The organism is Dyadobacter chenhuakuii (genome assembly GCF_023821985.2).
In the GTDB taxonomy this organism is placed as follows: Bacteria; Bacteroidota; Bacteroidia; order Cytophagales; family Spirosomataceae; genus Dyadobacter; species Dyadobacter chenhuakuii.
Genome location: NZ_CP098805.1, coordinates 232,504 through 248,273, shown reverse-complemented (window position 1 = coordinate 248,273; position 15,770 = coordinate 232,504). Strand labels below are relative to the sequence as shown.

The 15,770-nt window shown below is 43.6% G+C and carries 14 protein-coding genes; 5 read left to right on the top strand and 9 right to left on the bottom strand.

The genetic code is table 11. The features are described 5' to 3' along the window. Window positions 1-67: 67 nt before the first annotated feature. From NFI80_RS01090 to NFI80_RS01080, 3 genes are all read right to left on the bottom strand, one after another. On the bottom strand, window positions 68-526 hold the full coding sequence (locus NFI80_RS01090) for a nuclear transport factor 2 family protein (protein ID WP_235164394.1): 459 nt from the start codon (window positions 524-526) through the stop codon (window positions 68-70). Between the two features lie 72 nt (window positions 527-598). Then, window positions 599-1,288, bottom strand: a complete 690-nt coding sequence (locus NFI80_RS01085) for a hypothetical protein (RefSeq protein WP_235164393.1) — start codon at window positions 1,286-1,288, stop codon at window positions 599-601. Between the two features lie 157 nt (window positions 1,289-1,445). Next, window positions 1,446-4,760, bottom strand: a complete 3,315-nt coding sequence (locus NFI80_RS01080; protein WP_235164392.1) for a response regulator — start codon at window positions 4,758-4,760, stop codon at window positions 1,446-1,448. Between the two features lie 238 nt (window positions 4,761-4,998). On the opposite strand from NFI80_RS01080, the gene NFI80_RS01075 reads away from it, so the two are divergent. Together NFI80_RS01075 and NFI80_RS01070 are read left to right on the top strand one after the other, a co-directional pair. Beyond that, window positions 4,999-5,505, top strand: coding sequence for an RNA polymerase sigma factor (locus NFI80_RS01075; RefSeq protein ID WP_235164391.1), 507 nt, complete (start codon window positions 4,999-5,001; stop codon window positions 5,503-5,505). Between the two features lie 4 nt (window positions 5,506-5,509). Continuing rightward, complete coding sequence (locus NFI80_RS01070; RefSeq protein WP_235164390.1) at window positions 5,510-6,154, top strand: hypothetical protein; 645 nt, start codon at window positions 5,510-5,512, stop codon at window positions 6,152-6,154. A 22-nt stretch (window positions 6,155-6,176) separates the two neighbouring features. Here the strand turns inward: NFI80_RS01070 and NFI80_RS01065 are convergent, their stop codons facing one another. The 6 genes from NFI80_RS01065 to NFI80_RS01040 form a co-directional block, all read right to left on the bottom strand. Then, on the bottom strand, window positions 6,177-6,908 hold the full coding sequence (locus NFI80_RS01065) for a pseudouridine synthase (protein ID WP_235164389.1): 732 nt from the start codon (window positions 6,906-6,908) through the stop codon (window positions 6,177-6,179). Then, window positions 6,909-7,640 carry a class I SAM-dependent methyltransferase gene (locus NFI80_RS01060; RefSeq protein WP_235164388.1) on the bottom strand — a complete coding sequence of 244 codons (732 nt, stop codon included), beginning with the start codon at window positions 7,638-7,640 and terminating at the stop codon, window positions 6,909-6,911. It lies immediately after the preceding gene. A gap of 32 nt (window positions 7,641-7,672) precedes the next feature. Continuing rightward, window positions 7,673-8,404 (bottom strand): DUF1361 domain-containing protein, encoded by a 732-nt coding sequence (locus tag NFI80_RS01055; RefSeq protein WP_235164387.1) that lies wholly within the window; start codon window positions 8,402-8,404, stop codon window positions 7,673-7,675. A gap of 161 nt (window positions 8,405-8,565) precedes the next feature. Then, window positions 8,566-9,840, bottom strand: coding sequence for a DEAD/DEAH box helicase (locus tag NFI80_RS01050; protein WP_233796796.1), 1,275 nt, complete (start codon window positions 9,838-9,840; stop codon window positions 8,566-8,568). Between the two features lie 186 nt (window positions 9,841-10,026). Beyond that, entirely contained in the window at window positions 10,027-10,494 is a 468-nt protein-coding gene (locus tag NFI80_RS01045; protein ID WP_255703549.1) for a YdeI/OmpD-associated family protein, read from the bottom strand. Between the two features lie 25 nt (window positions 10,495-10,519). Further along, the gene (locus tag NFI80_RS01040; RefSeq protein WP_235164385.1) at window positions 10,520-11,161 is read right to left on the bottom strand and encodes a 3-keto-disaccharide hydrolase; all 642 of its coding nucleotides are present in this window, start codon (window positions 11,159-11,161) and stop codon (window positions 10,520-10,522) included. Window positions 11,162-11,525: 364 nt separating this feature from the next. Here NFI80_RS01040 and NFI80_RS01035 point away from each other — a divergent pair, with 364 nt between their 5' ends. From NFI80_RS01035 to NFI80_RS01025, 3 genes are all read left to right on the top strand, one after another. Further along, on the top strand, window positions 11,526-12,263 hold the full coding sequence (locus NFI80_RS01035; protein WP_235164384.1) for a tyrosine-protein phosphatase: 738 nt from the start codon (window positions 11,526-11,528) through the stop codon (window positions 12,261-12,263). A 223-nt stretch (window positions 12,264-12,486) separates the two neighbouring features. Then, the gene (locus NFI80_RS01030; protein ID WP_235164383.1) at window positions 12,487-13,299 is read left to right on the top strand and encodes a polysaccharide biosynthesis/export family protein; all 813 of its coding nucleotides are present in this window, start codon (window positions 12,487-12,489) and stop codon (window positions 13,297-13,299) included. 69 nt (window positions 13,300-13,368) lie between these two features. Next, window positions 13,369-15,747 (top strand): GumC family protein, encoded by a 2,379-nt coding sequence (locus NFI80_RS01025; protein ID WP_235164382.1) that lies wholly within the window; start codon window positions 13,369-13,371, stop codon window positions 15,745-15,747. The last annotated feature ends 23 nt before the right edge of the window (window positions 15,748-15,770 follow it).

Sequence of the window (15,770 nt, the reverse complement as noted above, 5' to 3'; positions counted from 1 at the left end):
AAACATTTAGCTGGCCACAGAGTTCCCTCTTAGCGATCATTGCTCAAATAAAAGGCGGGCTTCTGAGCTACTCGGTAAAATTGTCGTAGTAGGTAAAATCCTGTGTAATCTTCCCGTCTACTATTGTAAAAATGGTGCAGATGGGCATCGTAAATTTTGACTTGTCAGGCGCGGTGCCCGTCGAGATAAACTCGACGATCATGTGTTTATCGCCCGAAGGATACATATTGACAAGACTATCGCGAACATCCGGGATCATTTGCTGCAACTCGCCATACTTCTTGATGATCTGCTCGTGGGACTGTTTGACAATACCCTGCCCCAGCGATGGATCTTTAAATTCTGCCGTATCTGAATACATGGCTGCCATCTCCTTCCAATTGTGCTGATTGAACTTGTCAAAGTAATCTTTGAGAAGTTTTTCATTGTCAGAACTGGCCGTTACCGGGCTATTCTGATCCGTTTTCTTGGACTGGCAGGATGCAAATATTAACAGGCTTGCAACTAAAATGTGGAGGGTTTTCATTGGTTTGTAGAGCGTAATTATTAAGAAACAAATTTAGGGGTTTTCTTAAATGTACTAAGTATTTTTAGCACGCTACCGACCTACCTCATCGTCAGCAGCGTCGGCATGCGTTTCGGCTTCGTAGCTATCAGCATATTTGATTTCATCGAGCCAGTATGATGAGCTGACGATTTCATAGGTAACCGATGTCTCACTTTGGGAAACCTGCTTTAATTGCCAGATGATATCCTTGGCCTCTTCAAAGTGGCTGCTTTCAATCTGCTCAGAAAACAGACGATGGATCAGGCTCCTGTCGGACATGCCGGCAGCAAGTATACGGACGATGGGTGCCTCGGGATTTTCATTGAAAATACTGATGTCTCCGCTTATTTGAATCGTAAACTGGACTGCTTCGACGCGTGGGAACTTTCCGTTAAAAGCCTCGTATAGCAGCTGCGTGGAGCGGTAAAGATCCGGATGCAAGGCTAGCTCCGGGTATTCTTCCCAAAGTTTTTCAGTTAAGATCTCATGGGATAGATTTTGTATCTGGCCCTCTGTCAAGCGCCCGGCGATGGTGTAATCCAAAACGATTTTTGCCGCCTCTTCCGGTTCAAAATCAGTCAGCGACATCATGCACATTTCCTTCAACTCAGCTTCCTTTATTTCGTTGGGATTTTGGTAATCCATTGCCTCCAAGAGGTTTACCAAATTATTTTTTTCCCAGGATCCAGGCAATTCCTGAATGTGCTCAAAAGACAAAACTTCTACTTTAAATTTACTCATCCCGTTATTTAGATTAATACGAAAGCACTACTGTTACGCTATATTCGATATAGACGCCACTATCATGTATACTAAACTCGCGCCAATGCCATGAGATTCCTTAAAGATTGGTCAGTGAAGCAATATCGATAATACATCCATATTGCTTGCATTCGTTCTATTTGGAATGATCGTTCAAATCTAAAAACCGCTCAAATACCTGCCAGATTGCATTTTGCACAAATGGTTTGGCCACGAAATCGTCCATACCGGCTTCAAGACATCGTTCTTTTTCTCCCATTACATTTCCGGCAGTCAAGGCGACAATGGGCACTTTATCAGCACCCGGCAGCTTCCTGATCTGCGAAGTTGCCTCATGACCATTCATCAGCGGCATCTGAATGTCCATAAAAATCAAATCCGGTAACTGCTTCTGACACAGCGCCAACGCTTCCAGGCCGTTGGCCGCTTCCCATATCGTTGCATTCACTGCAAGCTTTTTAATGACGGTTTTGGCAAGGATCATATTAATGAGATGATCCTCGGCAACAAGAATAGTAAGTGCTTTGGAAGTAAAACCCTGTTCCTCAGCCGCAGCGGGAGTTTGCTGCTGGGGTTCAACAGGCGACAAATTGGCAAGTGAAAGCGCTATATTCCCCAATTTAATTGGTTTCATCAACCGCGAGTTAATATGCAGCTCCTGGGATGCGCGAAGAACGACAGCGTCATCTGCCGAGCTGTTAAGTAAGATAATAGGAAGCTGAGCGGCCGAAAGTGTCTGCCGGATACGGCGAACCGTTTCCAGTCCATCCATATGGAGCATGTGATAATCTATTAACGCAACATTATAAGCCATGTCAGCCGAAAGTATATCCAATGCCTGCGCCCCATTTTCAGCCTGATCTGATTTGATTCCCAGCTGGGCCAGCATTCGTTCTATCAGCTGGCGGCTTTTGGTATTATCGTCAACGATCAGCACCCGGTCAATGTTGGTGATAGCCTGGTTTGGATTTATATCGCCGGCTTCTGACTTCATGGTCAGATCAAAGTATAGCGTGCTGCCAACCCCAACGGCACTATCCAGATGAAGGCTGCTACCCATAAGGGCCAGAAGCTGATTGGAGATCGTCAGCCCTAGCCCGGTTCCTCCATACCGCTTCGTTGTTGAACCGTCTTCCTGCAGGAAAGCTTCAAATATTTTGGCTTTCTTCTCTTTACGGATGCCGATGCCTGTATCACGCACAATAAAGCGGCAAGTAATCATATCGTCATTTTCCGGTCGGTAGTCCAGAATTTCAATTTTTAACTCAATCTCTCCGCACTCGGTAAATTTGGCTGCATTGCTTAATAAATTTATTAACACCTGTTTCAGCCTGATATCATCCACCCAGACATACTGCGGCAGACAGGCTGGGATGTCCAGCAGCATTTCCAGTCCTTTGTTTTGTACCTGAAACGAAATAATGTCGGCCGTTTGCGCTGCTATCTCATAGATATCATATTTGTCAATATCCAGTTCGAGCTTACCCGCTTCAATTTTGGAAAAATCCAGAATATCATTGATAATGCTCAGCAATGTGTTGGCAGACTGGTGAACGAAGCTCAGATATTGCTTCTGCGTATCGCTCATATGCGTTTTAAGAACCAGGTCCGTAAAGCCGATTACGCCATTCAAGGGCGTTCGTATCTCATGGCTCATGTTGGCCAAAAACTCTGACTTGGCCATATTGGCTTGTTCAGCCAGATGACGGGCCGTTTTTAGTTCCTGGCGGTGCAGCTCAATTTCCGTTACATCCTGAATGAGCGTTATAATGCCCCCAATGGCGCCATCAAACTGAAACCAGGGCCAGACTTCCCAGGTCAGATACCGGTCATGGCTCCATCCATCCGGTCGGGATACTTGTTCTCCACGCAGCATGCGTTTGCCTGCAAGGGCCTGTCGGTGTATATCCTTCCATTCCTGATCTGTATCTGTAAAGACATCGTAATGGCTTATGCCAATAATATCTTGGCTACGCAATCCATATTCCTGTTCCCACTTGCGGCTTACAGCCAGATACCGGATATCATTGTCGAGCATGGCCACAACGGCAGGAATGTGCTCGACAAATGCCAGCAGGCGCGCCTGCTGCATGCTAAGCTGCTCTTTGGTATGCTCAACCTGCAACGCTGTTTTTTTCTTCTCATCAATGTCCTGAACCGTCCCGTAAAGTTTTTTACATTTCCCTTTTCTGAACTCGGCATTGACAACGAGTCGCACCCAGCGCTCTTCGTGCTTACCTGTTAAAATCTGAACTTCTATGTCATGAGCCGTGCCATAATTGGTGGCATCCGCTATGGCTTTTATCACTTTTTCCCTACTCTCACCGTCCTTGTATAGGTTCAGCACATTATCTAGATTGAGCTTCAAATCAGGATCCTGCTGGTAAATTTTACTAGCCAGATCAGACCAGTAGAGTTCTTTTTCGTTCAAATTGTATTCCCAACCTCCTATGCCTGCAATAAGGCTGGTTTGCATGAGCATTTGCTGAGTTCGGAGCAGTTCCTTGGCCTGATTATGCATTTGGGTAATGTCTATGCAGTTACCCACAACATAACCGTGTCCATTTCCGTCCATAACCAGTGCATTGCGGTAACTCCAAATGACCTGACGCCCGTCCTTATGCACGGTCGTCATCAAACCGCTGGATTTGCCCGAATTCGTAATCTGCTGGAAGTAATCCCGTAAGCCTTGCCGGTGTTTTTGAGGGGTCACATCCAGCAAATTCATTTTCAAAAATTCCTCTACGGTATATCCCAAAAGATCCGCCCCAACAGAGTTAACGGCGGTAAAGTTGCCATCCAGATCATGGGTGCACATGAGCCCCTGTGAGCTCTCAAAAAATGATTTGAGTTTTTCCTCGCTGCTCGTTTTTTCTTTAATGAAGGCGTTATCATTGCCCTGCCGCTGTATGCCAGCATGCATGCGTTCTTTGTGATATGTGACCAGGGCCATAACCTGGGAAGCAATCAGTTGCAGCGACTTGCTTTGAACCTCGGTAAGTTTTCGGACTTTATTGTCCAGCACACAGATCGCGCCCAGCGGGTAGCCTGCGGGATCCGTAAGTGGGTAGCCTGCGTAAAAACGAAGGTCAGGTTGTTCATTCAGTAAGTCGTTGCCCCGGAAGCGATCATCCAGGCTGACATCCTCGATTTCAAAAACCGAACCTTGCAGGATGGTATACTGACAAAAAGAGGTTCTGCGATCGATTTCGCTTAGCTGGGTTCCGCGGCTGGACTTAATCCAAAGCCTTTTTTGATCAATAAATGTAATGATGCATACTGGCGCCTCGCACGCCAGGCAGGCCAGATCTGCAAGACCATCAAACTCTTCCTGCCCTGCCGTATCCAGAATTGAATAGCTTAGCAGTGTCTTCAATCTTTTTTGTTCCAAAACAGAAAGCGGAACGGCGTCGTTTTTTTCGACGTCAACATCATGTACCTCTTCATTCATCTATAAAAATACAATTAGTTTTAGTTTCAATACAATTATTTTGATTCAACTATTAGTAACTGATCGTAGAAATGTTGGCAAGCAAGTTGTATGCTTACAGCACCAAGCACTATTGATCGTGTGCTTCCTGGGATATTAACTGCAAAAAATTCGTGTAATTCTGTGATTTAATTACCGGTGTTGCGAATAATTGTCTGAACCCACGTTGTTTCCCAAGCGAAAAAAAATAAGAATCCTCATGCAGCCCTCTGACAAAGACAACTTCCTGAATATGATTGAGGACAATAAGGGGATCATTTTTAAAGTGGCCAATGCGTATTGTAAGGACAGAGAAAACAGGAAGGACCTTTTGCAGGAAATTATCATACAGCTCTGGCAAGCTTATCCCAAATACAATGATCAGTTTAGGATAACCACCTGGATATACCGCATTGCATTGAACGTGTCAATTTCTTTTTACCGGAAACAGTCGAGCCGCGACAAACGAAATCAGGCTCTAACTGAGGATATTATCAGCTTGATCGCCACGGACGAACAGGTGGATCCGGATTCGGAATTCTCCATGCTTCACCGCTTTATCCGGCAGCTGAATGACTTTGACCGTGCGCTTATCCTGCTCTATCTGGAAGATCGGAGCCATCAGGAGATTGCCGATATTCTGGGCATAAGCGTTTCAAATGTTTCGACCAAAGTTTTCCGCATTAAAGAGCAGCTCAAACAAAAATTTGCAACATTAAAACCCTAAGCATATGCAGGAGTCAGAATTGATCGCCTTGTGGCGTTCCTATGATCAGAAACTTGAAGAAAACCTGGTTTTGAACCGGCAGAATGCCAGTGCCATTACGCTTATCAAAATCAAGTCGTTGGTGAGCTCGATGGTTCCCATGAAGCTTTTTATAGTCATGGGCAGCTTGTTATGGATCGCTTTCCTGAGCTCTGTGCTGTATCAAACCTACGCCTACGCCAGCCCGTTTTTCTGGTTTTCGATCGCTACGCATGCCGTGCTCTTGACAATTGTCATCGCAATCTATATTTACCAGCTTGCATTGATCTATCAAACAGACCTGGGCGAGCCACTGCTAACAACACAGTTCCGATTGGCGAAGTTAAAAAGCTCTACGCTATGGATATACAAGCTGATGTTTCTGCATGCACCTGTCTGGACGACTTTCAGCATCCAGCAAAAAATGTTTGCCAACCAAGGATGGTTAACCGCCCAGGTGATTGTAACATTAATCTTTTTGGTGGCGGCTCTATGGCTTTTCTTCAACATTAAGTATGAAAACCGGGATAGGAAGTGGTTTAAACTGCTTTTCAGGGGTAAGGATTGGGATCCTGTAATCAAGTCTTTGCAGATGCTTAGGGAAATTGAGGGGTTTAATGTTGGCAAGTGAAGTTTAAGTTGGCGCCCAGCTTCTAAAAATTATCCGGTCCTTCGATGAGCTGGCTCCGGAATGAAAGCTTTTGGCAAACTTCAAGAAAATCTGGCTGGAAGTTGGCACGTATTTGCATCTCCCCGGTTTTGTTTGGCACCTGAAATGCTATTTCTAACGCATGCAGCATCATTGTACTCATCCCTAACTCCTCCTTAAAATAACGGTTCTGCTTGTTACATCCATGCGGCCTATCGCCGATGATGGGATGGAAAATGTGGGCCATGTGTTTGCGCAGCTGGTGCATGCGGCCGGTGGTGGGTTTTAGCTCTACCAGCGAGTAGCGGGACGTCGGGTGCTTTCCGATGGCGAAATTCACTTCTGTTCTTTCAAGGGTGCGCAGTGAGGTGAAGGCTTCCTGGATCGTGCCGTCTTCTCTTTTTAATGGGTAATCAATGTCAAGCTGATCGGGCGTGTAGCCTCTGACAATGGCGTGATAGGTTTTTTCAACTTTTCCTTCCTGAAACTGTTGCTGCATCAGGCTGTTCATTTCTTCGTTCAATGCAAAGAGCAGTACGCCGGAAGTTTTTCGGTCGAGACGGTGAACGGGATATACTTTTTGGCCGAGCTGGTCCCGGAGTATCTGGACTGCGAAGACGTCTGCATCTGCTGCAATCGGTGAGCGGTGGACGAGCAGTCCGTTTGGTTTATTGATTGCTACGAGATCCGTGTCCTGATAAAGGATTTGAAGGGGTGAATGTGTCGGCGCTGTCACTTAAAATATGGAGAGATCCTTCTCTGTTTTCTCTGTCAGCACCGCATAAGCATTCGGCTTGATGCCCATCAGATATGGAAAGAGCCGCAAAACGAAATGCTTGATTTTTGTTAGATAAAAACCTGAGGGATTGTTTTTAAAAAGCGGCTTGATCACTTCGTCATCATAAAGATGGCAAATGTCCTTTTTGATCTGAAAGTTCTCAGACATCAGCAGGAACCGGAGTAATGCAGGCGTGTAAATGTTAATGTGCCCGTAGGATAGGAAATGCTTGACTTTTTTATCTACATAAAAAGAAAAATCAATGGGCACTTCGAAAATCTGATATTTAGAGACCCGTTTGATTTCCCTTAAAAGGATGCGCTCATGCTCGACGTGCTCCAAGACATGCGAACAGATAACCAGATCAAAATGGTTATCCGGATAAGGGATTTGGTATCCGTCAAAAAGCAGGACGTCGTTCAGGTGCTTGATTTGCTTTGACTTGATTAAGCCAATGCCGCTTTCCGAAATTTCAACGCAATTAAGGTCCTGGCAAAAATCCCACTGAGAAAGCCAGTTCAGGATACTTCCCTCCCCTGCGCCTACTTCGAGCACATTTTTGAATTTAATGTGTCTGGAAAGTGCTACAATGTTACGCGCCTTGTATTTGGCACCGGTGTTGCGCCAGGAAACGGAGTCATCATTATATTGTGAAGAATAAGAGTCCTTAACGTTATCGGATATCTGCATATCAAAGTGACATTGATTTCATGACTAAATCCCTACTCCACTGCCTGATTCTTCTTGCTATACCTGATCCTGAAACGAACGATAACCCACAGCACCAGATATAAAATCCCTAGCAACATGCCAATTTCCATACTGAAAACCCAGGCGGTCCGGTCCATCGCGCTTTCAATCAGGTTGTTCAGGATAGCCCTTGGATCATGGATAATGTCCCAGCTGTTCATGCGCCTGACCCTTCCCAGGTAAACGCCAAAGCCGGCCAGCGGAAGGCTTAATAAAAGGAATGTAATGCTGACACGCCTGGAAAAAACACGGCGCCACGAACGGTGAATCCAGTATAGCGACACCAAACCATTGAAAAGGCTTACTTCTGCGTAAAAGAAGAGCATAATTACATCATGCCAGGTCAGATCTCGGTGGTAGTCAACGGTTAGGTGAGCCAGATCCGTGATCATATAAGGCGCATTCGGAAAAAATGCGAGCCAGAGCGTGGTTAAAATGATCAGCGTTAATGGAATGCTGCCGAAACGTTTTGTGAAATTATCGGCCAGGAAAGCAGTAATCAGCGGAATCCAGCTTAAAAATAAATTCCAGTCCATTGAAAAGTCAACGGGGGAATTAAAGAAAATACGAATAAGGTGAAAAAATACAGCAACCAGACTCAACAGCAAAAGCAACAGCAGTGAGAACAAACCTTCCATTGAAACAATGGGCGGATCTGTGACGCTGAACCTATGGTTCCTTATCCAATCTATCAAACGGTCCAATAGTACGGTATTTTAGTTTAATCATGACGACTTAAAAATTAAGCAAATGAAAAGCAAAAAAGGCATAACACATTTATATCATTCTTATCCTTAAAATAAAAATTGATATAGTTATATCCTTTGTCGCTTTTGCTGCGTCATTTTCGACAAACGCTGACAGGCTAGGCCTGAGTAGGATTTTTGGTTTCTTTATTAGGTTTACGTCTTTTAGGTCTTCCCGAAGGTTTATGAGCAGGCTTGCTGCCTGGCCCCGGCTTGCGACCACCCGAGGGCCTTGCCCGCCGCGGCTCAAATACAGGTGCATCGCCAAGGCCCAAATCCTGGGTTATGGATTGCTTTTCAAGTTCCTTTTCGAAAAGCCTTTCAATCTTCAATACGTATTTCTGATCTTGCTCATTGATAAACGTGATCGCCGTGCCCTTCGTTTCTGCGCGGGCTGTCCGGCCGATACGGTGAACGTAATCTTCCGGATCCCGGGGCACATCGTAATTAACGACATGGCTCAGGTTATCAATATCAATCCCGCGTGAAAGCACGTCTGTTGCTACAAGCACCGGAAATTGTCTGTTCTTGAAATCTCTTAATACGATTTCACGGTCTGCCTGCTCGGAATCAGATGAGATCCCTCTTGCCGCCAGCCCGAGCTTTCGCAACGCCCGTACGATCGGCTCAACCGTAGATTTGCGCGAAGTAAACAGCACCATACTCGTATTTTCAACCTGACTAAGCAAGTGCAATAATAACGGCAGTTTCTGTTCGTCCTTTGCCATATAGAACTGCTGATCGATCCGGTCAACTGGACGCGAAACGGCAAGTCTTATTTCCTCAGGGTTTTGCAGGATCCGTTTTGCCAGATCACCGATTTTTGGTGGCATTGTTGCTGAGAACATGAGAGTTTGTCTTTTTGCAGGCAAAAAGCTCATAATCTTCAAAATATCACTCAGAAAACCCATGTCGAGCATCCTGTCTGCTTCGTCCAGGACCAGGTGTTTTACATTTCCAAAGGTCACGTATCCCAACTGCAAATGTGCGATAAGCCTTCCCGGAGTTGCTATAATGATATCTGCTCCCTGCGTTAATGCTTTTTTCTGCTGGTCCCATTCCGGACCCTTGTTACCGCCATAAACTGCAATACTGGTTGCGCCAACGAAATAACCCAGTCCCTGTATCTGCTGATCAATCTGCACAGCGAGCTCGCGCGTCGGCACGAGGATCAATGCGCCGGTGTTCCCATTATTTTCGTGGGCAACCTTATCAAGGATCGGGATCAGATATGCGGCTGTTTTACCTGTACCCGTCTGGGCGCAGGCGAGCAGGTCTTTGCCGCCAAGAATGTAAGGGATCGCTTGTTCCTGAATAGGTGTTGCCTGCTGGTAGTTCATGGAATCCACGGCGTTGAGCACGTCCTCGTGGAGTTCAAATTCATTGAAATTCAAAATTCAGCTTGTAAAGTCCATAGGTTTAAGTGTCTACGGACGCGTTAAAAAAAGAGCTGACTTCAATATTTCCCAGTCAGCAAACCGCTTGATTTGAACAAATATAAAAATATCCGGCTGAAAATGAAAACATGGTGTGAGATAGGGGCTGTTATCGAATTATCAGCAGCAAAGAAAATGGAAAGGCTACTTCACTTTTAACCGGTTGATCATCATTATCGCCCGGTCGATACGAACCTGCACCGATTTCGCGCCTGCAACATAATAAATGATGGCGCGCTGGTGGCTGGGCAGGGACCCATCAAAGAGCCGTTTTCCCTCCTGGTCCATTTCCAGCAGCTCCTGCAATTCTTCCGGCACATCCCGGCCAAACTCACTGTCGTCCGGCTTGACCTCCGCATGCAACTTCTGTCCCAGCACCAATTTCCCCTGTTGCCTGAGCGGGGTTCCTATATTAATGTAGAAACCTCCCCCACCCTTCGGCCGGATCGCACATTGAAAATCGACATGACCATTCAATAAGCACCTGACCCGGGCAGGCTTGCGCCCCTGTACAAACAGCACAGCCACTTCATCAGGTACGACCATATAAAATTCGCCTCCCTTTCGAGGGAGGCGATCCAATATTGATTCAAAACGGACAACATTTTCCATGTTGCAATGTGGAATTTTACAGGATTTATTCTGTCAATGGACGCACCATTATGTCCTTATAAAGCACAACACTTTTAGGATCATGTGCCTGCAAAGCAAATGTTCCGGCTTTAAGGAATTTGTTTTTCACATCCCCCTCTCTCTTGTCCACATCAGTTTCTTCGTAATCCACAACCACCTTATCATTGATTTTAATGGTAATATGCTTGCCCTCCACCTTGATGTATTCCGTATACCACTCGTTATCCTTCACATATGTTTCCTTCACATCGACCACATTATACAAACTGCCTGTACGCTTGTAATCTGTATGCGACTGGTTCACCTGCACTTCATAACCCTGAGCAGGCCAGCCATCTTCCTGGTAAGAAGTATGAATAAAAATCCCAGAATTCGCACCCGGTTTAGTCATCACCGTTGCTTTGAATTCGAAATTCTTGAACATATGGTTTTTGACCGGGCCGTCGTAGAACAAGTGAGCTCTGGGGCCGGCTACCTGAATGTTGCCATCCACTATCGTGAAAGAGGAAGCATTTGCTCCTATTTTCCAGCCATCAAAATTTTTTCCATTATAAAGTGAGATCCAGCCGTCCTGGGCGGAGGCGGATAATTGGAGGCTGAGGCTCAGAGCTAGTGTTAGAAGTAGTGTTGTTAATGTTTTTTTCATAGAAAGGTAAAATGGTTTGGATGCAGGTGATGTTTGGTCTTTTTATCTAAATCAGTTTTTGGGGGAAAACTACTCGTATTTATGGCCGTTAGAATACGCTGAAGTGAGGCTTGATGGCCCCGACTTATCGAGGCATTTAAGCATCGCGGAAAAGAATAAATATTTCTTACATGTAATACAAAGAATCGTACAAAAGAATAATACAATTTTACATTTCTATAATTTCGTAAAATTTTTCAGCTTATGATTCTATATAGTGTCATTTTTTTTAACTTAAATTTGTCCTAATTTCAAACAAACAAAAATTCCGATCGGCGGGCTTAGTTGATCTTTTAACAGCACCAAGTCACGGATCGAAATTGATATGCTCAACTGGTTATTCGACAAAAAGAAAAATAAGGAGGTAGGTTTAGCTCATATCGGTATAGACATACATTCCCATATCATACCCGGAATTGATGACGGCGTCGAAACAGTTGATGAAGCTGTTGCGATGGCTGCTAAAATGCAATCTCTTGGTTATTCTAAAATCGTTACAAGTCCTCATGTTATGTGGGACTGCTACCGCAATACACCAGAGATTATTCAGGCAGGACTGGAAGATGTTCGACAAGGTGCTAAAAAGGCGGGACTATCAATCCAGATTGATGCCGCTGCCGAATACTTCATTGATGAGCATTTCAACGAAATGCTTGCGTCGGGGCAACGTTTAATGACACTTCCCGGGAATCGTTTGCTTGTAGAGTTACCCTACTCTACGCCGCTGATGAATACATCAGAGAATCTGTTCTCCATCATCAGCAAGGGCTATCAACCCGTTCTAGCTCACCCGGAGCGCTATACCTATTTCTACTCAGACCCTTCCGTTTACAAGAAACTGGCAGATGGCGGCTGTGAGCTACAAGTGAACATTTTATCACTAACTGGTTACTACGGAGAGAATATTTTGAAGATGGCAGAATGGCTGTTGAAAAACAATCTCGTTACTTTTTTGGGGACTGATGCTCACAAAATTCAGCACTTAGAGCTAATTCAGAAGAGCAACAAACACAATTGGGTCACGGATTATCCTTTTCAGAATGAAAAACTTATAAATATTTAATGATGACAATTGAATTTATTCTATATTTGTCATTAATACTGATTTCGCATTTTTTGCACAATAGAAAGAAATACCTTCCCTACGCATTTGTACTTTAAGCCCGTATAATAAAGTAATAGAGATTAAGAGTAGCAATTATGATTCTTGAACGACTGTCTTCCCAAGGACAATCAGCTGAATAACAACAAATTAATTTAGTAATTTAATATACTCACGTTAACTCATGATCTTACGCACTAAGCGATTCTCTCAAATCACATTCATTTTACTTTTTGCTTTTATTGCGATGATCGCAGGAACAACATCCTGTGTGTCTCCCAAGTCGATTGTATATTTCCAAGGCGATACGTTGCGCTACTCAGCGTCGAAAATTCAGCAGAATTACGTCCCCAAAATTGCTTCAAGTGACATGCTCTCAATTATTGTCGGAAGCTTGAGCCCTGAGGCTAACTCAATATTTAATGCGGCAAATGAGTTTTCTACAACATCTATCAGCTATGGAACCGGAAGTAATAATGCGAGACAACCTTTCGGCTATCTTGTCGACAGTGAGGGTAATATCGAGCTTCCCTTGGTGGGCAAAATTCATGTAGAAGGATTAAAAATGCAGGCCGCTGCTGATACCATCCGTAACAGATTGTTGGTTTATCTGAAGGAACCTTCAGTCAACATTAAAAATATAAATTTCAAAGTTTCAGTTTTGGGAGAGGTCAACCGCCCTGCGGTTTATGTGATTCCTGATGAAAAAATTACATTACCAGAGGTTCTGAGTTTGGCAGGTGATCTCACGATCTATGGGAGACGCAATAATATAATGATCATCCGAGAGGAAATGGGTGAGCGTCAATATGCGAGAATTGACTTAACATCTCGGGATATATTTGAATCCCCTTTTTATAATTTGCATAAGAACGATGTAATTTATGTTGAGCCGATAAAAGCTCGTATGAATACGACCGATAGGACAATTCAGTTGGCCCCTTTGTTCCTCAGTGTGATAACCGCACTAACACTTGTTATTTATAGATTAAGATAATCGCCAATTGCCAGTATTCCGGAAGCGTGTTATCACTAGAAAACTCAACAAAGAATTAATTTACTTAGTATGAATAATCAAAGTAGCGAATTCCATCAAGATCAAATTGATGAGCAAGGGAAGAAATTTGACCTTCATTCCTATATCAGAGGCTATGTTAGATATTGGTTTTTGTTCCCGATTTGCTTAGCACTAGCGCTTATATCAGCATTCTTTTTTCTTCAAATCACACAGCCAGTCTATTTAGCTAAAGCTAAACTCCTCATCAAAGACGATCAAAAGGGAATTTCTGGAAGCGGAAATGATATCATAGAGGAAATGGCTCAATTTGGTGGAAACAAATTGGTAGAAAATGAGATTGAAATCCTTAAATCTCAATCATTAATGGAACAGACCATCAGGGAATTATCTCTGGACATTAATTACGAGACTACCGACGGCCTAAAAACGATTGATTTATACAAACAAAGTCCAATCATTATAAAGCCTGAGCTGATTTCGGAATTTGCTTATGAAAATCCATTGGTAATTCATGTTATAGACAATGAATCGTTTTCTATAAATGATGAGACAAACAAATATAAATTCGGTCAAAAATTTCGCAATCCGTGGGGTTTGTTCTCAATACAAAAGGGAGCAGAGTCCACTTTTAAAGATGTCGATGTTACCTTCAAAGATGTTAAAACCCTGACTGGCATCCTTTTGAAAAGGCTTGAAATATTAAAACCTAATCAAAAAAGTACCGTTCTGGAGCTAAGTTTTGAGGACACCTCCATACAGCGCGGCAAGGACGTCTTGAACAAGTTATTGGATGTATATGTACAATCGTCCCTTAATGATAAGAATAGCGAAGCTAGCAACACCTTGAAATTTATTGAAAGCAGATTAGGTCTGATAACCGGGGAATTAGGAGATGTTGAAAAGGATGTTGAATCCTATAAAAAAAATCAAGGACTCACAGACATAAGTGCTGAGTCTAATCTTTATCTGCAAAACATTAAAGAAAACGACGCGCAACTTAATGATGTAAATATTAAGATTAGCGTTTTAGAAAGTGTTGATAATTATATAAAAAATGCTGGTGACGGTTCGCCTGCTCCTGCTACCTATATGATTAACGATCCTATACTTGTCTCACTTTTGACGAGATATAACGACTTGCAAATTCAGAGAGAAAAATATGCTCAGACAACTCAGGCAAGCAATCCGCTACTAGGTACAATTAATACTCAAATTGCAAATACCCGGCAAGCTATAAGAGAAAATGTTCAGAACCTGAAACGCGGATTGGATGTAACTAAGAGCAGTTTAGAGGGTGTTAACGCCCGCTTCTCTGCAGGACTTCGTAGTATTCCGCAAAAAGAACGTGAGTATGTTGGCATTAAGCGTCAACAAAGTATTAAAGAGGGTCTATATCTCTACCTCCTTCAAAAGAGAGAGGAGACTGCATTGGGATATGCTGCAACTGTAACGGATAGCAGATTAGTTGATGCGCCAATCGCGTCTTTTGTTCCGATAAAACCAAAAAGACTAATTGTGTGGGCTGGTGCTACTGCGGCGGGTATACTTGTTCCCTTGTTGCTCATCAATTTACTCTTACTACTAAACAATACAGTACAGAATCGGGAAGAAGTAGAAAGCACAACAAAAACTTCTGTGCTGGGGGAAATAGGTCTGATGAAGACTACCAAGGATCAACCTGGCGAGGATGCGATTATTAAAATGACAAGCCGAAGTGCTGTTGCAGAACAATTCAGGGCTCTCCGCACCAACTTGCAATATTTGGGGGATGGAAATTGCAGAACTATCATGTTCACATCATCCATTGGCGGTGAGGGTAAAAGCTTCGTTAGTATAAATCTTGCCGCGAGTTTAGCTTATTCTGACAAACGAGTTCTCTTGATTGGATTAGATTTAAGAAAACCTACCCTTCACGAGCGTCTGCTGGTTTCAAATAAAACTGGGGCCTCCAATTGCCTAATTGGCCAGGGAACGCCGCAGGACTTCATTCAACCAAGTGGAGTTCATCCAAAGTTCGATGTTCTGACAAGTGGTCCGATCCCTCCTAATCCGTCTGAGCTTATCAGTAACGGCCGACTTCCGATTCTGTTGAAAGAGCTTCGTGAGCAGTACGATTACATTTTGATCGATTCGCCTCCTTTCGGTCTTGTAACAGATTCGTCTCTGATTGAGAAATACGTAGATGCCACATTATATCTGGTGCGTTTTAATTACACTCTGCTGGATCATTTAAAGCGAATTGGCGATTTGCAAAGAGCCCAACGATTTACCAATCTTTCTATAATCTTTAACGGTGTTAAATACGGTGGTGGATATGGATACGGATATGGATATGGTGGATATGGATATGGATATTATGGCGATGAGCCAGAAAGCAAAATCCAGACCATTGAAACAAAATTGAGGAAAATGATCACAAGGAGTTAGTGATCATAGTTAAAAATTAAACT